At 44.0% G+C, this 17,782-nt stretch carries 19 protein-coding genes; 7 read left to right on the top strand and 12 right to left on the bottom strand.

Translation table 11 applies throughout. The features are described from left to right. Positions 1 to 11: 11 nt before the first annotated feature. Positions 12 to 1,499, bottom strand: a complete 1,488-nt coding sequence (locus ACSW3C_RS11725) for a multicopper oxidase family protein (RefSeq protein WP_486562780.1) — start codon at positions 1,497 to 1,499, stop codon at positions 12 to 14. Positions 1,500 to 1,915: 416 nt separating this feature from the next. Here ACSW3C_RS11725 and ACSW3C_RS11730 point away from each other — a divergent pair, with 416 nt between their 5' ends. Continuing rightward, positions 1,916 to 2,323, top strand: coding sequence for a RidA family protein (locus ACSW3C_RS11730; protein ID WP_486562781.1), 408 nt, complete (start codon positions 1,916 to 1,918; stop codon positions 2,321 to 2,323). Positions 2,324 to 2,646: 323 nt separating this feature from the next. On the opposite strand, the gene ACSW3C_RS11735 is transcribed toward ACSW3C_RS11730, so the two are convergent. Then, complete coding sequence (locus ACSW3C_RS11735) at positions 2,647 to 2,856, bottom strand: hypothetical protein (protein WP_486562782.1); 210 nt, start codon at positions 2,854 to 2,856, stop codon at positions 2,647 to 2,649. Positions 2,857 to 2,908: 52 nt separating this feature from the next. After that, positions 2,909 to 3,244 carry a 2Fe-2S iron-sulfur cluster-binding protein gene (locus ACSW3C_RS11740; RefSeq protein ID WP_486562783.1) on the bottom strand — a complete coding sequence of 112 codons (336 nt, stop codon included), beginning with the start codon at positions 3,242 to 3,244 and terminating at the stop codon, positions 2,909 to 2,911. A 138-nt stretch (positions 3,245 to 3,382) separates the two neighbouring features. On the opposite strand from ACSW3C_RS11740, the gene cdaS reads away from it, so the two are divergent. Further along, positions 3,383 to 4,000, top strand: coding sequence for a sporulation-specific diadenylate cyclase CdaS (gene cdaS, locus ACSW3C_RS11745; RefSeq protein WP_486562784.1), 618 nt, complete (start codon positions 3,383 to 3,385; stop codon positions 3,998 to 4,000). 26 nt (positions 4,001 to 4,026) lie between these two features. On the opposite strand, the gene ACSW3C_RS11750 is transcribed toward cdaS, so the two are convergent. The 3 genes from ACSW3C_RS11750 to ACSW3C_RS11760 are packed head-to-tail and all read right to left on the bottom strand — an operon-like array spanning position 4,027 to position 6,850. Continuing rightward, positions 4,027 to 4,758, bottom strand: a complete 732-nt coding sequence (locus ACSW3C_RS11750; RefSeq protein ID WP_486562785.1) for an urease accessory protein UreH domain-containing protein — start codon at positions 4,756 to 4,758, stop codon at positions 4,027 to 4,029. 14 nt (positions 4,759 to 4,772) lie between these two features. Then, a complete protein-coding gene (locus ACSW3C_RS11755; RefSeq protein WP_486562786.1) occupies positions 4,773 to 5,450 on the bottom strand; it encodes a response regulator transcription factor in 678 nt (225 codons plus the stop codon). A 38-nt stretch (positions 5,451 to 5,488) separates the two neighbouring features. Beyond that, the gene (locus tag ACSW3C_RS11760; protein ID WP_486562787.1) at positions 5,489 to 6,850 is read right to left on the bottom strand and encodes an ATP-binding protein; all 1,362 of its coding nucleotides are present in this window, start codon (positions 6,848 to 6,850) and stop codon (positions 5,489 to 5,491) included. Between the two features lie 277 nt (positions 6,851 to 7,127). Here ACSW3C_RS11760 and ACSW3C_RS11765 point away from each other — a divergent pair, with 277 nt between their 5' ends. Next, complete coding sequence (locus ACSW3C_RS11765; protein WP_486562788.1) at positions 7,128 to 7,721, top strand: dienelactone hydrolase family protein; 594 nt, start codon at positions 7,128 to 7,130, stop codon at positions 7,719 to 7,721. Positions 7,722 to 7,898: 177 nt separating this feature from the next. Here the strand turns inward: ACSW3C_RS11765 and ACSW3C_RS11770 are convergent, their stop codons facing one another. Both ACSW3C_RS11770 and ACSW3C_RS11775 read right to left on the bottom strand, forming a co-directional pair. Next, on the bottom strand, positions 7,899 to 8,030 hold the full coding sequence (locus ACSW3C_RS11770; RefSeq protein ID WP_486562789.1) for a hypothetical protein: 132 nt from the start codon (positions 8,028 to 8,030) through the stop codon (positions 7,899 to 7,901). Continuing rightward, positions 8,027 to 9,310: a helix-turn-helix domain-containing protein gene (locus tag ACSW3C_RS11775; protein WP_486562790.1), complete on the bottom strand. Its 1,284-nt coding sequence runs from the start codon at positions 9,308 to 9,310 to the stop codon at positions 8,027 to 8,029. The genes ACSW3C_RS11770 and ACSW3C_RS11775 overlap by 4 nt, the downstream gene beginning before the upstream one ends. Positions 9,311 to 9,718: 408 nt before the next feature. On the opposite strand from ACSW3C_RS11775, the gene ACSW3C_RS11780 reads away from it, so the two are divergent. The 4 genes from ACSW3C_RS11780 to ACSW3C_RS11795 all read left to right on the top strand — a co-directional run bounded on the left by ACSW3C_RS11780 (position 9,719) and on the right by ACSW3C_RS11795 (position 13,936). Further along, positions 9,719 to 10,465: a hypothetical protein gene (locus ACSW3C_RS11780; RefSeq protein WP_486562791.1), complete on the top strand. Its 747-nt coding sequence runs from the start codon at positions 9,719 to 9,721 to the stop codon at positions 10,463 to 10,465. 82 nt (positions 10,466 to 10,547) lie between these two features. After that, on the top strand, positions 10,548 to 11,711 hold the full coding sequence (locus tag ACSW3C_RS11785; protein WP_486562792.1) for a hypothetical protein: 1,164 nt from the start codon (positions 10,548 to 10,550) through the stop codon (positions 11,709 to 11,711). A 128-nt stretch (positions 11,712 to 11,839) separates the two neighbouring features. Continuing rightward, positions 11,840 to 12,724 (top strand): PucR family transcriptional regulator, encoded by an 885-nt coding sequence (locus tag ACSW3C_RS11790; protein ID WP_486562793.1) that lies wholly within the window; start codon positions 11,840 to 11,842, stop codon positions 12,722 to 12,724. Between the two features lie 105 nt (positions 12,725 to 12,829). Beyond that, positions 12,830 to 13,936 (top strand): ABC transporter ATP-binding protein, encoded by a 1,107-nt coding sequence (locus ACSW3C_RS11795; RefSeq protein ID WP_486562794.1) that lies wholly within the window; start codon positions 12,830 to 12,832, stop codon positions 13,934 to 13,936. A gap of 87 nt (positions 13,937 to 14,023) precedes the next feature. On the opposite strand, the gene ACSW3C_RS11800 is transcribed toward ACSW3C_RS11795, so the two are convergent. From ACSW3C_RS11800 to ACSW3C_RS11815, 4 genes are read right to left on the bottom strand one after another with little or no spacing between them, the layout of a single operon-like run. Next, positions 14,024 to 14,935, bottom strand: a complete 912-nt coding sequence (locus tag ACSW3C_RS11800; RefSeq protein ID WP_486562795.1) for an ROK family protein — start codon at positions 14,933 to 14,935, stop codon at positions 14,024 to 14,026. A gap of 14 nt (positions 14,936 to 14,949) precedes the next feature. Beyond that, positions 14,950 to 15,966 (bottom strand): SIS domain-containing protein, encoded by a 1,017-nt coding sequence (locus tag ACSW3C_RS11805; protein ID WP_486562796.1) that lies wholly within the window; start codon positions 15,964 to 15,966, stop codon positions 14,950 to 14,952. A 15-nt stretch (positions 15,967 to 15,981) separates the two neighbouring features. Then, complete coding sequence (gene pfkB / locus ACSW3C_RS11810) at positions 15,982 to 16,911, bottom strand: 1-phosphofructokinase (RefSeq protein WP_486562797.1); 930 nt, start codon at positions 16,909 to 16,911, stop codon at positions 15,982 to 15,984. Then, the gene (locus ACSW3C_RS11815; RefSeq protein WP_486562798.1) at positions 16,908 to 17,750 is read right to left on the bottom strand and encodes a class II fructose-bisphosphate aldolase; all 843 of its coding nucleotides are present in this window, start codon (positions 17,748 to 17,750) and stop codon (positions 16,908 to 16,910) included. Before ACSW3C_RS11815 ends, pfkB begins: the two co-directional genes overlap by 4 nt. Positions 17,751 to 17,782: the final 32 nt, after the last annotated feature.

The raw sequence follows: 17,782 nt of genomic DNA on the forward strand, positions 1-17,782 counted from the left end.
GCTGTTTCGGTTTACTCCACCTTTATCTGCCCCATCATTCCATTGTCCTCATGCTCAAGGATGTGGCAATGAAACATATAAATGCCTTTATCTTTAAATTTAACTGCAATTTTCACACGCTCGTCCGGTTTGACGGAAATACTATCCTTCCAGCCCTGTTCATTTTCCGAAGGCTCTTTTCCATCCCGAGAAATAACCTTGAATTGTGTTCCGTGGATATGGAAAGGATGGATCATGCCGCCCATCATGTCCGGCTTATTGTAAATCTCCCACACTTCCGTGACCCCTTGCTTTTGTGTAAAGTCAATTCGATTTGGATCAAACTTCTTGCCGTTAATTGTTACGTGCTCCATCATGCCAAATAGCTCCACATTTTTAGTAACCGGCAAGTTCTTTTCTTCCTCTGTTAGAATAAAATCATTCATTTCACTCGGCAAAGTACTCTTTTCCACCTGCTGATCCGAAACGTCAAACGGTAATAGAATCGAGCCGTCCTCATTCACTAAAGCCAACTCATCCATCTTATTCAGACTTGAAAAATCTATTACAATCTCGGCACGTTCCGATGGAGTGAGCGTGATTTCATTCATCTGAATCGGTTCATTCAAAAGACCTCCATCAGTAGCGATTTGGACGAACGGATCTCCTGTGTTTAGCTTGAATGTAAAGTTTCTCGCATTTGATCCATTCAGCAGACGAAAACGGACTTGCTCGCTCGGAACAGTCAATGTCGGATTAATCGTCCCATTTACAAGCAATGTATCACCAATTGTTCCATCACTATTTTGGGCGGCCTCGTAATTCAACTGTTTTTGGTCATCGAACAACCGATCTTGAAAAAGCAAAGGAAAGTCATTTTCTCCATACCGGTTCGGCAAACCGAGCCGTTCCGATTTTTCGTCTTGAATATAAAGCAATCCGGCAAGCCCGTTATATACTTGTGTAGCGGTATTGCCTTCAGGATGTGGATGGAACCATAATGTTGCTGCATCTTGGGCCACTAGAAATTCAATGACCCTCTCCTCACCAGGCTGAATCGGATCGTGAGGCCCTCCATCCATATCCCCCGCCACCTTTAATCCATGCCAATGAAACGTAGTCGGTTCATCCAATTCATTGATCGTCTTAATTTTGATCATTTCGCCTTTCTTCACTGAAATCATTGGTCCTAAAAACGTTCCATTGTAGCCGTATGTCTTCGTTTGAACACCATCAAAAAGCTGTGTTACCCCCTTTTGTGCTCGCACTGTGTAAACAATTGCCTCCCCTGGATCACGTTTGAGTATAGGAGGAATGTTCAACTCATTCTCTCCAGTGGAATCCTTGAGTCGGATTACCTCATCATGGTTCATATGGCCTTCCATCGTCACGTTCATAGTGGAATGCATTTCATTTCCCCCGGAATGTTCCTTAGTTCCATGGGATTCCGGTTTTCCGTTACATCCGCTTACTACCAAAATACTGCAAACACCTACAGCAATTAAAATGAATCGTCTCATCAGTTATCCGCCTTTCTTCTACAGTTGTACTTTATAAGCGTAACGGATAGATATGAAAAAATTATGCATATGGTATGTGTTACATTTTATTATTCTAGAAATACATCAAGGAGAATTTCTTATAATGTAGTTAGAAATACTTGGCGCTCATTCAAATGCAGACTCCTAGTTTGATGAAGCGCTCATGCCTACCATTAGACGCGGGATGGAATTCGAGGTAATATATGTATCATATTGATATCTCACACTACAAAAAGAGGAGTGTCCTAGTAATGAAGAAAAAAATAATTATGTTTCTATCAATGGGCTATGGATACTCCACTGCTGTTTTCTTTTAGATTTTTAAAAATTGGCGGAGTCTGTCTAATTTGATAAGAAAGCGAGCAGAAAAATACTATAGTAGGTGAGGTAATAAAATGAACGAAAAAAACACAAGAAAAAATCCAGAATCTATGCCGAGACCAGTAGGTAACTACACGCATATCACGAGAGTTCCCAAAAATGCTGAGTTATTTGTAACATCTGGCCAAATTGGTGTTGATATGGACCACCATGTTCCCTTTGACTTTAATGAGCAAGTAACAAACACATTCACAAATATAAAAAAGCTCTTACAATCTGAGGAATTGAATCAGGAACATATTATTAAAGTAAACATTTGGGCAACAGAAGAAATAGACTGGGACTTCTTTGATTCAGAATGGGCAGCTCTTTTCGGCAACAAATTCCCGGCTATGACGATTGCTTATATAAGTAAACTAGGATTACCAGAGTTGAAGATTGAAATCGAACTTTGGTGCGCAAAAGTGATTCCGGCCGAATGAAAAGTTGAAACGTGCCCAAGCTGTCAAAGATACCCAAGAATCTCACTGGGCCTATCTCGAAATTGAAGAAGCCGCAAGAGAGCACCAGTTCGTTATATCGAAAGACGGCATGGATATCATAAAGTGATTCAAAAACGAAAAAGGATTGGCTTGAGAGGTTTGCAAGCCAATCCTTTTTTGTTTGTTATATCAAATCAAATTTCGCTTCGAGGTCTGGTTGCGGATATATTTTTTAACGCCAGTAAATCATCTTGAACGCATGTTACGCCAGGTGAACGCCAGATCAGCCGACCGAACGCCAGATAAGCCGGGCGAACGCCAGATCAGCCGACCGAACGCCAGATAAGCCGGACGAACGCCAAATAAGCCGGACGAACGCCAGATAAGCCGACCGAACGCCAGATAAGCCGGACGAACGCCAGATCAGCCGGACGAACGCCAGATAAGCCGGGCGAACGCCAGATTATCCGTACGAACGCCAGATAATCTGCGCGAACGCAAGTAAATCCTGGTGAACGCCAGTTATTCCGCAATGATTTTCAAAAAGCACCGAGATAAGGAGATAGCTTTCCTGCCTATCCTAGTTCAGTCAGCAGGTCTTGGACCGGCTGACTTTCCAGTGCTTTCAACCGTAAGAATCGGGCGCACTGTAATATCGCCATCCACAATCATTTGACATGATAAACGCAAGCAATCGTCGTGCAAGAGATTATCAATTCCCTTGTCTGCAAATGCCTTTTTCTCCTTTTGCGTCACTTCTTGGTATCCGCCAGCCAGCACTTCCACTCGGCACGTGGTGCATTTGGCATTCCCGCCGCAGCGATGGAGAATATTGACTCCGTTATCCTCTAAAGCCAGTACTAACTTTTTACCTGTCTCCACCTCAAAACTTTCTCCGCCAAAAACAGTAATGACATTCATGTCTTATCACCTCAACTTATTGGCTTTCTACTTATTCTTTTACATGTCGGTTCTCCTTAAACATACAGTTTAAATCATCTGCTCGTGGATACACTTTAGACGACAGACATTTTTATTGACCAAAGGAGCTGCATTGATTTGGATAAACCAATATGTGATTTTTCACCGATGAAGCAAATACTCCAAGATGAAATGCGTCAGATTATAGAAGCGATTCAACATAATTTGGACGCGATCCACGATGAATCCGATTGCCTCCTTGGCAATTTTGAGAAAATTAAAGAACACTTCTTCTCCATTGAAATGCAAGCTGCCACCTTTTATTTGAACTGTTACTTATCTCCGTTTACAGATAAATATCCAGAGTTATCGGTCAGTATCCAAAATATGTCTAAACTTAGACATGGCGGCTTAATCGTAATTCAACGGGAAGATTCCCTCGCGCCCTTCTTGAAGCCCGGTATTGAAATTGGCGCCGAATTAACTCACTCGTTGCTAGAATCTATCTTTTATCCGGGGAATCCTCTCCATGACGGGGCTGTGCTGGTGAATCGAAATAAAATCGTTTCAGCAACTAATGTCCTTCCATTATCGAGCAGATTTACTGGGGAGAGGAAGCTTGGCACTCGACATCGTGCAGCCTTGGGTTTAACTGAACAAAGTGACGCCCTTGTGCTTGTGGTTTCCGAAGAAACTGGGAGAATTTCCTTCGCTTTTAAAGGCCAGCTTTACCCAATCAGCACCCATACCTATTGACGAAAGGCAATACAGGTACACTATCTTTATATACTCCAATACGTAATGGTGTCGGCAATTCCAATTAGAATTATAAGGCTCCCGGCCAAACGTTGAACAAACAAGCCTACTCTCCTGCTAATCCTCATTACAAGTCGCTTTGCATCGAAAAACCAGATAAGCAGGAATAGGAGTAAAAGCGGCAGCGAAGTCGCTACACCGAAAACAGCTGGCAAAAGGATCCCATATGCATTTGTTGCCACGAGCGGCATGAGCCAAAAGAAAAACAGAACGAACATCGTCGGACAAAAAGCCAGTGAGAAGCTGGCCCCAAGCAAGAAAGAACCGAATCTCCCGCTCTTCCATTTCGTTGGAACTCGAATCGTTACGCCCCTCAGAAATCCCAATCGCAGTATACCGATCATGACAAGGCCTGTCACGATAAGTAATGGCCCAATCATCTTGCGGAAAACAGGAAAATAGCCCGTTAAGGTCGTTGAGTAGGTACCCCCAAGCACCCAAGCAAGCAGTCCCAGCAAACTGAATACTGCCACCTTGCCGCCAATAAAAGCGGCCATATCAAATTTCTTCTCCATTTGAATGGTCTGATTGCCATATAACGTGATGGCACTCAAATTACCGGTTAGCTGGCAAGGTGCTACCGCTCCAATTACGCCTAATAGAAAAGCTACAATAATTGGATATTGCTCATACGATTGAAGCAAGGCGGTTACCGGTTCTGTTATCCATTGGCTGATTGCAGACATCCATCCATACACTGCTTACCCACCACCTATTTCCACTTATATCCGATTCCCCACACTGTTTTGATAAACTCTTCCGTTGGAAAACCGGCCAATTTCAGCTTATCTCTCAAGTTTCGTATATGGGAGTCTACCGTCCGAATATCCGTGTATGTATTATAGTCCCAGGCCGCCTGTAACAACTCGTCCCTTGTGAACGTTTTCTTTGGACGTGTCAGTAATGTTTCGAGAATAAGAAATTCCTTCAGCGTCAGCTGAGCCCACAAATCATCGTAATACAGGGCATAGGTTTCTTTGTCTAACCTAAACCTGCCTTCTTTCATCACATCAGACTCTTTCTCCGAAGAAAGCGACCGTCGCAGCATAGCCCTGATCCTGGCGACGAGTTCCCTGTCATCAAAGGGCTTTGTAATATAATCATCCGCCCCCGTATCCAATCCTTTTACCAAATCCGATTTATTCGCCCTTGCTGTTAACATGATTATCGGGACATCAGACCGTTGACGAATTTGTTTGCAAACCGCCCAGCCATCCATATCGGGCATCATCACGTCCAAGAGAACCAGACTGATTTTTTCATTCTCCAAGAGTTCCAATGCCCTCTCGCCGTTATCCGCTTTTATACATCTAAAGCCGTGCGGCAATAGGAATAACTCAATCAGATCCAACATTCGCTGTTCATCATCGACCAATAAAATGGTTTGCATATATATAGACCTCCCCTCAGCCCTTCCCTGTAATTTGATCACAGCGTGACGGTAAACGTACTGCCTTTGCCAATCTGGCTTGTTACCTCAACGGAGCCCCCATGCGCTTCAACAAGTTCCTTAACGACAGACAATCCGATTCCTGACCCGCCATAAGAGCGTGAACGTGATTTCTCGACTCGATACAGCTTCTCGAAGATAAAAGGCAGATCCTGTTCTGGAATTCCGATGCCTCTATCCGTAATAATAAAGACGGTTCTCTCCTCTTTCTTACACACTGTTAACGTCACTACAGATGCTTCGTTTGAATATTTCAGGGCATTATCCAATAAATTTATTAGGATTTGCTCTAAGCGGATGGGGTCTGCATAAATTTTAAAATCCCCAGTCAGTTCAAGTTCAAGCTCCAGCTTCTTTATTGCAAAGGAAGGTTCGACTAGCTTGATTACTTGATGAATAAATGTTTCCGCCCAAAAATACTCCTTTGAAACGGGAAATGAGTTTTCATCCATCTTGGCCAAGTCTAACAAATTGTTGACCAAATCCTTCATCCGTTCGGATTCCTCTGCAATGATGTCAAGATACCGGTTGCGCTCCGCTTCCTGAATGCCTTGTCTCCTAGCGACTTTTGAATATCCATTCAAATACGTCAGGGGCGTGCTCAATTCATGGGCGGTAGCAGCTAGAAATTCATTGCGTTCCACCGTCAAACGCTCCAAATCACCTGCGAGCTTTTGGATGGAACCTGACAATTCACCCAGCTCATCTTTTCCGATAGCGGGAAGGCTGACATCGAAATCACCCTTGCTTAGTTTCTCCGTCGCTTCCTTCATCCTGATTAAGGGCCGCGTCAAAAACTTGGACAGGAAAGCGTAGATGATGAATAATACAGCAACACTCGTTACGCCAGCCAGCCCAAAATGCATGTTCAATTTGGCGACCAACTGCTTGATGGACGCAGTACTTTGGAACATAATGACGTTCCCCGACTGACCGGATTCCACATGATACGGATGAACGCTAATAATATACGGCATGTCTTTCCAATCCGCATTAATAATTTGATCCTCCGTTGAGTTGATAGTTTCCAAAGGCGGAAGGTACTTTTTGAGTCTCTCTTCAGGTTCAGCAGAACTGCTTATGATTTCCCCTCTTGCATCGGTAATGAGAACTTCACGATCTCCGTCTTTCTCCATAAGGACAATATGCTTCATCGTCGTTTCGGAATAGTAGGATGTCAGTACATCCCGATGATTGGAGCCGTTCGCCAGCAAACGGTTGAATTCTTCCTCAGTCCTTGAATCGATAATATTTTTATGAAGATAAAGCATAAGTGACGTTTCCATAATCAGTACAGTAATGAAAAAGTACGCCGTTAATTTTGTTGAGATTTTATTCAAGTTCGATTTCGCCTCTCTTCCATAATAATTATAGAAGAAAATTATGGAGTAAGTATGCAGAATGTTTAACTGCAAGCTTTTCATCTGTAGCATTTGACGGTTATGAATCATTCTTCCGTCTAGTAAGCGAAATTTTAAAAACACGTTACATTGAATCGGTGTCTACTAAATAATATGATTAAGAATATAATTTGAATTATGGTGGGCTGCAGTCTATAGAGAAAGAGCTACAGTAAAACACTGTGCCTTTTGTCATTTTAGTAAAGGGGTGAAAAGGTTGCTCAAAATAAACAAAAAATCAGATAAACTAATTATTGTCGTGCACGAAATATATGGAATTAACCAACATATGATCGATTTATGTGAATTGCTATCAAAACAAAATTTTGATGTCATTTGTCCAAATCTATTAGAACAGGAAATACCCTATGATTACTCTCAAGAAATAAATGCTTACCATAACTTCATGGATACTATTGGTTTTGAGAACGGATTACATAAAATAAATAAATTATTATTAGATTGTAAAGATGAGTATTCCAAGGTATTTATCATTGGATTTAGTATAGGGGCAACGATTGCTTGGTTGTGTAGTGAGGAAGAATGTGTTGATGGGATTGTTGGATACTATGGTTCACGTATTCGGGACTATGTAAATATTAATCCCAAATGCCCTGCATTGCTATTTTTCCCAAAAGCCGAAAAAACATTTAATGTAGATGAATTAGTGTCAACTATGGATAACCCTAATATAGATGTACAAATATGTAGTGGTGAACACGGATTTAGCGACCCATACTCCGTTAAATACAATGAAGAATTAGCTAAAAATACATTTAGAGAAACATTGCACTTTTTAACTAGCAATTGAATTCCATATTCACCAAACGGGTGCGTTTGAGAAGTAGAAAAATGTCCCATTCCCCAATTTAAAAGTTGAGCAATCGGACATTTTTATATCTATTTACAGTTTAAAATAACACTTGTTTTTGCCGCTCGCTAAAAAAACACGCTACATAATAGCGTGTGAAAAAGTAGATTAATTTCTTTACTTTGCACTATGCGGCGGGCCAACTTCCGGCTCTCCGTTGATTACCGAGTCTGCTGAGGCAGCTGGACTAAGCGCCAAGGAAAATAAAATGCCGAATGCGGCACAAAAGAGCATGAATCGTTTCTTCACTCCGTTTCACCTCCTTTCACTTCCATCGCCAATCGCTGATAACTCAAGATGCATAAATCTTGAAATTGATGGGCCAATTTATATTTTTTATGATTGGCGTAGTACAACGATAAATGCCGGGCTGCTTCTTTCAGGTGTTTCCATTCCTCATTCTTCTTAAAATATTGAATACAGCCCTGGATATTTCTTTCGTAAAGTGGGAATTCCCGTACGGCAAAATACATTTTACTCTCCATATAACGCAGCTGGACTCTCTCCCTCTCCTGCAAATTGAATTGCTGAAGCTGTTGTAAACTGCCCTGGATGGCCTTGAAATCTTCCAAGTGAAATAAGATGGATATCTTTAAGGTGTAGGAAATGATGAGGTTCTTGCTGCGAACTTTTTGTTTCAGTTCAATGCATTGATTGATGGTCTTCAACGCATCATAATAAGCTTTCTCTCGAAACTGGATGTAGGCTAGATTGTGATAGAGTTTTGCGGAGGTTTCGGATACCGTGTCACCAAGGACACTGAATCCTTTTTGAATCTGCTTATTCGCTTCTGCCATTTTGTTTTGTTCTACCAATATGGTGGCAGCGAGATTATAACAATCACACGCTGCTTTCCAGTTATGCAGATTAATGTATTGTTGTTGCGCTTTGTTTACATAGTCTAAGGCTTCGGCGTAATCATACAGTTGAAACAAAGCCAGGGACATGTTGTAAAATGCCTTAGCCATCGTCTCCTCATCTCTGGCAAGTTCCAAGATGGCTTTGCCGTATGAGATGCACTCTCGATAATTTTTATTAAAATAACAATAAAGTCCGGAAATATACAGATAGTTTTTTAAGAGGGGTTTATTTGATTCCATGTCTGGCCTCGAGAGGTGAATAATCTCTTTGGTGTAGTGTATTTGGGCTTGTCTAATTTCTCCAGCCCTGACCAAATCAATATATTTTAAAACGTTGAAAGTAGATTCTTGTAGAAGGGAAGGGATGTAAGTGAATTTTGCAGCATGTTTAGCAGTAAAACGGCTAATTTGATCAGTATCTTGACAAAGTATTTCTTCATATTCCTCCAAAAGCGATTGCAACACAGGATCATGTTTCTCGCTGCCAAGCAGATAGACAATGGGGACTTCAAAACGTTCGGCAAGCAAGCGCAGAACATCTTCGGAAGGTACAAAGCGTCCGCACTCGACATTACTATAGTGAGAAGTAGAAATTACGCCGAAGCTTGCCTCCTTTTGCGATAGCCCCTTCTTCTCCCGCAATTTTTGAATGCGGCTACCGATATGCATATTCTCCCCTCCAATCCTTCTCTTGTAATCTATTGTAAGGAATATTACAATTGTTGACAATAATAATTTCAATAAATTTTAAATTTTCATTCTTAATTCCTTGTTTTGCTTTTTCACAAATGATTCTTCTTACCTTCCTCTCTTTTCATCTCCCGTTCTATATATCTATTAACTTTTATTCGATTGACCTACTTCCCTTCATTCTCTTGCTTCCTTGATTAATAAATGATTGTCTACTGACAAGTTTACTGTAACTTGTAGTTAGTTATTCATCCTGAAAAAATAAACCTTTTGTTTTTATTCAAAATTTAAACTATTCTATTAAATATGATATAGTTTAGTTATGTTGAACAACATACAATTTTGAAGGCAGACTGGCCAGTCAACTTCACAAAGGGAGCGATACACGTGAAAAAAGTTGCCGCAATGGTTTTAACAGGGTTTCTCGTAGGAAGTTCTCAATTCTCCGTCCAAGCATCGAACGTATCATACGCAGATCAGATCGTTTCCATGCAGCCCGGCGTTTCTGCCGAGGAGCTCGCCAAACAAGTGGATGAGCTGACAGTTTCAACAGGAATGAGCGAGGCTGAGATCTACGAAGCGATGTACAATGAAATGGAAAAACAAAACCAGATGGCCGAGGAAGAAGCAAAGCAGCTTGCTGAAGAAAACGCCATTTCCGGTGATGCCGACATCCAGGGCGGCGATTCATCAGCCCTTTATATTGTAGGACCAAGTGCCCGTGGAGATTTCTATTATACTCCTTCCGCTACTGCATATATTAATCATGGGCATGTCGGGCTTTATTATTCCAGCAATGTCATCGTAGAATCGATCTACCCTTCAGGTGTCCGCAGCATTTCAGCAAATGTCCGGAAAGTGGATAAAGGAGCTGTCGTGAAATCCATCTCAACGAGCAGCACAAACAAGACAAATGCCACGTCATGGGCCTATGGCGAAATCGGGCAACCGTACTCGCTGAATTTCGCAAACAACCGAAACACGGGACACGGCGGAGCAAAAAACTGTTCCAAATTAATCTGGTCCGCATTCAAGCTTCACGGCAATCTGGATCTCGATGTGGATAAAGGGCTCGGGGTGTATCCGCGAGACGTCCGGGATGCAACTCAAACCGTATTCAAGCGAAAGATCTAATCTACTGATATTTATTACGAGCAGGACTAAGCAGGCTTCGCGTCTGCTTAGTTCTGTGCTCGTTAAGGAAGGATGGAGGCCTATGAAGAAGAACTGGATTTGGATTGGCGTTATTGCGATTGCAGCAATTGTATTTATTTCTTACCTGTTCTTAAACAACCGTCAAACACCTGCCGGTACCCTGTCCAAGGAAACCGTTTCCCCAGATTTGGAACAGAAAACCGAAGCGATCCTCTACTTCTCCACAACAGCAGACCAGGATATGAATCGGGACGGTCTTAGCTTTGCCGTTTTCATTGATTCTGCCGGCAAAGCGGATCTTCTTAAGATGAACGGCTTGGAACTTGGCAGTGTGTATGCTTCTGACGATACCTTATTCATGGAAGACCGAAATAACATCTTTCTAATAAATCCAGACGGTCTGGAGACCTTTGACATGGAAACGGAGGAGCATACCGGCGAAGTGACCGGATTCCAAGACGGGCTTTTCTATAGTGTGAATAACTCTGGATTCACCGAGGATGGCGGGTACCAATCCAATATCCGTGTCGGCAATGAAGACGGATTTGAAACCATACATGTCCCTTACTATTTACATATGTCCGGCATTGCGGACGGGGAACTGGTCATGGTGACGGGTGAACCCGAAGATATTTCCTTACAGCGGATGCAGCTCGAAAAAGAAGTGGACATTGAGAAAATCGCGTCTCTCGGAGCACTGGGCGAACGGCTTGGCCTTTCTTCCATCATGAAAAGTGATGGCAAGTTTTACTTGCTCATGAGCGATACCGAAAAACTGACAGCTGCCATCTATGAAGTTGACGAACAAACGGGAGATATTAAGACAGTTCCCTTTCTGACCTATTCAGATGCTGATGATTATCGTTTGCGAATTCCTTTTAACCTGCGCAACGCATCGACCATCCAGGACGGTATCCTCTACTATGTAGATGGACTCGGTGAAGTTCATCGATTCAATACGAAAACGGGAGAAGTAGAGCCATCTTTTCAGTTGGAAGGAATCGAAGAAAGCTCACCTTACATGGCCGAGCAAACGTTTTTCAAGGAAGGCGATCTCTATGTGTTCCGATATGACGCGGCTTCTGATTCACATGTGATCGACACATACGACCTGGCATCCGCCAAACGTATAGACGAACAGCCTGTATCTGGCCTGGAGAAGATGTATCAACTCGTTAAACAGAAAGGAAAACGAGTTGCCGCTTATGATTTTTTTGTTCGGTAATGCAAAGTGACAGACTCTAACTGCTAGAGGCTGCCACTTTTTTTTATTGCTGTTTTTAAAATCCTACTTCCCCACTTATCTTCGTACTATAATAAAAGTATTACCTTTTCAGAAAAGATGTGAAGTACATGCTTGCCCAGTTAATGACATTATTCACTTCCATGGAATTCCGTTCGGAAAAGCCGTCCGCCGTCCTTTCCAGCAAATATGTTTTCGAATACAGAGACCAATGGATGGTAGTCGATAAAAAAGAGGTTTCATCACGAGAGTATGCGCTGCTTTCGTCTCTTCTCAAAGAAGTCGCCGGTCCCATCGGAAATACAATGACCGAAGAATGGATTCAGTACCTGAAAGGCTATGGCGATGTACCCATTCATGCGGGGACAGACATCCGGATTACTCAGCTTTTTTTCGAAAAGCCGACCACTCCACTGCGGGAAGTGGAGGAAGCTGTCCATGCTTTCTTTGAGGACAATATAAGACTCCTCCCAATTAGTTCACAGCTGGCTTTTTTAGTAGAGAAAGTCTCCTCCTACATACAGTCAGAGGAAGATTTTTTGTCTTTCGCAGCTGCGCTGGAGAGTGATTTTTTTATCAAAACAAAACTATATATCGGTAAGTTTCATCACGCGGATTCTACTTTCCCTTCATTTTTCAAGCAGGAAGAAGAGTTATTTAGTAAAGGTCTCACTCTGCTTCCTGACCAGCAAATATTGACAGTGGAATCGATTTTCCCATCTCTCTTGGTTCAGGAGCTGCCGGACCATCTTCATTCAGTTTTACTAAACCAAGTCGTCGATCCCATCAGCCATGATACCGATTTGCTGAAAACCGTCCGGACGTTTTTTGAAAACGGGTTTAATGCCTCCGTCACTGCCGAAAAGCTTCATATCCATCGGAATACGCTCCAATATCGGCTATCCAAGTTTCAGGAGAAGACGGGAATCGCAGTCCGAAATTTTGATGGTGCATTGATCGCGTACTATGCCAGCCTCCTTGTCGACCGATCATAGACAGCTTGCACAAGCGGCCGGGCCTCTTTTTGTGCATGTTGCCCATGCCCTTCTTTCCTTCGTATTGGTAGCATGGACTTATACATAAGACGAAGGGGTGTAGAGATGGAAGAGTTGGTATTGGATCAAGTTGCGAAATACTATGGGGATTCTTCTGCGAAAGCAGTTTCGGATTTTAATTTAAATGTGCAGGAAAAGGAATTCATCGTCCTTGTCGGCCCATCCGGTTGTGGGAAATCGACAACCTTGCGGATGATTGCAGGGCTGGAAGAGATTTCAGAAGGGGAGCTGCGGATCGGCGGACAGCGTATGAATGACGTGGCACCAAAAGATCGGGATATCGCCATGGTGTTCCAAAACTATGCATTATATCCGCATATGACGGTCTACGATAATATGGCTTTCGGTCTGAAACTGCGCAAATTCTCGAAAACAGAAATTGACGAAAGGGTTCGAAAAGCCGCGGATATCCTTGGGCTGGAAGAGTATTTGACCCGTAAGCCGAAGGCACTGTCTGGCGGACAGCGCCAGCGGGTAGCACTCGGACGGGCAATTGTCCGGGATGCCAAGCTATTTCTGATGGACGAGCCTCTTTCCAATCTCGATGCCAAGCTCCGGGTGCAAATGAGAGCCGAGATTTCGAAGCTTCATCAGCGTCTGGGAACAACGACTGTATATGTTACCCATGACCAAACTGAAGCGATGACGATGGCCACCCGTCTCGTTGTTATGAAAGATGGTTTGATCCAGCAGATCGGCACGCCGAAAGAAGTGTATGAAAATCCGGCAAATGTGTTTGTCGGCGGATTCATCGGTTCGCCAGCCATGAACTTCTTTACAGGGAAAGTAGAGGGTGGACGTTTCATCATGGGGGATGTCTCTGTAGCTATGCCAGATCGCTACTATGAAGTGCTTAAGAAGGAAGGGTACGAAGGCAAGGAGATGATCCTTGGCATCCGGCCGGAACATATTTCCGAAAAGGAAGATGTCCTATCGGAGTGCCCGAAATCCATCATGAATGTGGAAGTCGATGTAGCGGAGTTAACAGGTGCCGAGATGATGGTGTATTCCTCCATCCATGGCCAATCGTTCATTGCCCGCCTTTCCGCAGATGTCCAGGTACAGCCCCGGCAGCAAATCCGCTTGGCGTTTGATATGAAAAAAGCTCATTTCTTCAATAAAGATACGGAGAACAGAATTACGCTCATTTGATAGAATATCACACTCACTTTAAAACAAACAAAATACAGGCGAAGAGAGCATGAACATCCTGCCCTCTTCGCCTGTTTTAGTTAGCAATTATAGATCACTGACAATCTCTAATCGGCTTTCCCGCTTAGCCAGACAATGGAATGCGCCCCAGAGTCCCGCCTCTCCTTTATGGCGGCTCGCTTCGATTCGCTCCTCTTTCCCCTTGAATAACGGGTGCTGCAAGTAAATACTGAGTTCTCTCCGAACCGCTTCGACAAGGGCTGGGTGGTGATTGAAAACGCCCCCTCCAAGCACGATTGCATGAGGATCCAAAAGAAGCAATGTATGATGTACTTCACTGGCCAATGCACGAACGGCTTCGTCTACAATGGCGACAGCGCGGGCTTCTTCTTGGTAATAAAGGTCCATGATCGATTGCAACGTCAGCTCTTGATTGCCATAAGCTGATTGCCCTTTCCATTCCATCGAAGGACCGGAGACATGCTTTTCGAGCATATCTTCACCAGCAAGGGTAAAACCGATTTCGCCTGCCATTCCGGCTCCCCGCATGAACTTCCCTTCGTGGATGATGGCACAAGAGATGCCGGTGCTCAGCGTCAGATAGACCATTGTTTCACGATGAAAACTTCGTTGCCTGTATTCTCCCCATGCTGCCATATACACGTCATTGTCAATTTCAATTTCTGCAGCAGGGTAGAGCTCCGACAATCTGTTTTTAACGGGAAAACCATGCCATGGCAAATTGTTTTGATAGACTGCTATTCCTTTTTCACGTTCCACAATACCTGGTAATCCAACAGCAATGCCGCCGATATGTGCACGTTCCAATCCGGCATCCCTGCATAGTTCATCACAAGCCGAGATGAATAAAGCAAACAATGCTTCTGGGTCAACTTTTTCAGTCGGTTTCACTGTTGTGCCCATAACCATTCCATCAGCCGTCATGAGTGACACTGCTACTTTCGTTCCTCCAATATCTGCAACGAGTCGATGTTCCATTCTTCGTCTCCGCCTTATGCCAATTTGACGACTTGGGTCAGATTGCGTGGCTGGTCAGGATTGAATCCGAGTCGGATGGCCCGCTCATATGCAAGCATCTGAAGGATTGGCACATATAGGGAATAACGATTGCGATCGCTGATGGATTCGTCGAGTTCCATAATTTGATCCGCTTGGAATCCTCCGCTGACAGGGCCGATTACGAGTACATGGCCGCCAAGCCTTTGAATATCCGTAACGAGAGCCTGATCGTAATTGGCTGTTTCCTGCTGTGCAAGCAAAATGACGACTGTCGTATCATCCACGATTGAAATCGGCCCATGACGGAATTCAAGGCTGGAATAGCTTTCACATTCAGTCTGCGTCATTTCTTTCAGTTTTAAGGTCGCTTCCTTTGCAAGCCCATTATATTGGCCGGATCCAAGGAATATAAAACGTTTCTTCGTCAAATCATTGGCAATTCGCTTTGTTGACATCCCGTTCTCGATGACTGCCGATACGAGAGTAGGCACTTTCCGCAATTCTGCCATGTCTTCTTCTGATGGTGCCATCTTCATTGCATATAGCTGCAAGGCGTACATCATATTGCTGAAAGATTGGGTCATAACGACACTTTGCTCTGAAATATGATCAAGAGCGATCACATCGTCCGCCATCTCAGCCATCTGTGTATCGCCATTGCAAGTGACCGCAAGCGTCCGAATGTTAGCTTTTCCTTTTAATTGTTCCAGCGCAATGATAATTTCAGATGTCGTTCCGGATCTCGAGATGCCGACGACTAAATAGTTCTTCCCTTCCAAAATAAGGCCTGATTGGTGCAAAAACAGCTCGGATGCCGGGACCGCTGTTGCAAACTGGCCTGTCACCGACTGAAAGTATCTCGCTGCTGAAGAGGCCAAATAAAAAGAAGTGCCGCAACCCGTGAAAATGACTTGATCTACTTCCATTGTTTCAAAATTCGACTTTTCCACTATGTCCAACGTCTTTTGCAACTGTTCCGCCTGATTCGTAATTTCATTGTACGTATGCATTTTAGGTATCCTCCATTACAATTCCGTTATCGTTATTTCTTTCACTATCCGTTCTACTTCCATCAGATCAATATGCCCGATTTCCATATGCGCTGCATTGACCGAACCACATGCAACGGCTCGCTTGTATGCTTCAAAACTGTCCTGTGACGCCGCAAATCCATCAATAAGGCCTCCGATGAAAGCATCTCCGCTTCCAACGGTATTCTTCACGGTTATAGCGGGTGCTTTTACTCGGAAACAACCTTCACGATTCACAATTACTGCGCCTTCTCCGCCAAGCGTAAAGCAAACGTGGGAAATGCCTGATTCCACTAAACGGTATCCTTCTTCAATCATGAGGCTCAATGATAAAGCAGGCACGCCAAGCAAATCGGCAAGCTCCCGCTCGTTCGGCTTAATAGCAAATGGCTTTGCCTCGATACCGAGCCGCAATGCCTCTCCGCTCGTATCCAGAATTGCTTTTGCCCCGTTTGACTGGATAATGTCGATCAATTGAGCATATGCATCAGAAGTAAGACCTTGCGGCAGACTACCAGAAAGCGCAAACCATTTAGTCTGCTTGGATTTCTTCTCAAGCCAACTGAGCATCTTCTGCCATTCCTTCTCCGTGACAACTGGTCCGCTTTCGAGGAATTCAGTCCCTTTCCCGGTTGCCTTATCCATGATGGTGAGGCACACACGGCTCTCTCCTGCAATCGGAATAAATTCATCCGGTATTCCTTTTTCACGGACAAGCGAACGGATCCGCTCGCCATTCATACCTCCGAGGAACCCGCCTGCATCCACTTTCGCACCTAATTGTTTCAACACCTTCGCCACATTCAGCCCCTTACCGCCAGCATCCTGATGGATATCCTTCACCCTGTTGACTGCTTCACTCTCTAGCCGGTCAACCTGATAAATTTGATCAATTGCAGCATTCAGTGTGATTGTTGTAATCATGCCTGCAGCATCCTAATTTTCGTCTTCACCAATTCCGTCACAGCTTCACGTGCCGGCAAGAAATATTTCCTCGGGTCGTTTTCCTCTGGATGCTGCTTGAAAAATGCCCGTAATTCTTCGGCAAACAGATCCTTGAGCTCCGTCGAGAAATTCACCTTCGCAATTCCATAGCGGAGGGCTTTCCGTACACTTTCTTCCGGCACGCCTGATGCACCGTGCATGACAAGTGGTACGGACACTTCGCTGTTAATTTGCTCAAGCAGGTCGAACTGCAATTCCGGTTCCTTCTTGTAGGCTCCATGTGCTGTACCAAACGCCGGTGCCAGCGAATCGATTCCTGTCTGGTGAACAAAATCACGTGCCATAACTGGATCCGTGAACATGGCCATACTGTGTTCGACGACCAGATCGTCTTCCACTCCTCCGATCGTTCCAAGTTCTGCTTCGACCGGCACGCCGATGGAGGATGCCGCCTCAACTACCTGCTTCACAAGAGCAACATTGTCCTCAAATGGAAGTTTCGAGCCGTCGATCATCACCGATGTATATCCTGCACGCAGGCATTCCATAACCACAGGGAACGATTCCCCGTGGTCAAGGTGAAGAGCGACAGGAACTTTCGCCTGTTCTGCGGCCGCTTTGACCATCGCAATCATATAAGGCATGCCAGCGTATTGATATGTACTGGAAGTCGTTTGCAGAATGACAGGAGTACCTTCTGCTTCAGCGCCTGCAATGACAGACTTAATAATTTCAAGATTATGGGCGCCGAATGCCCCGATTGCATAATGGTTGTTGTATGCATCCTGCATCATTTCTTTCGTTGTCACTAATGGCATTCCGTTTGCCTCCTTGTGATATCATAGGGTTG

This window comes from Sporosarcina sp. AD_1 (assembly GCF_057373025.1).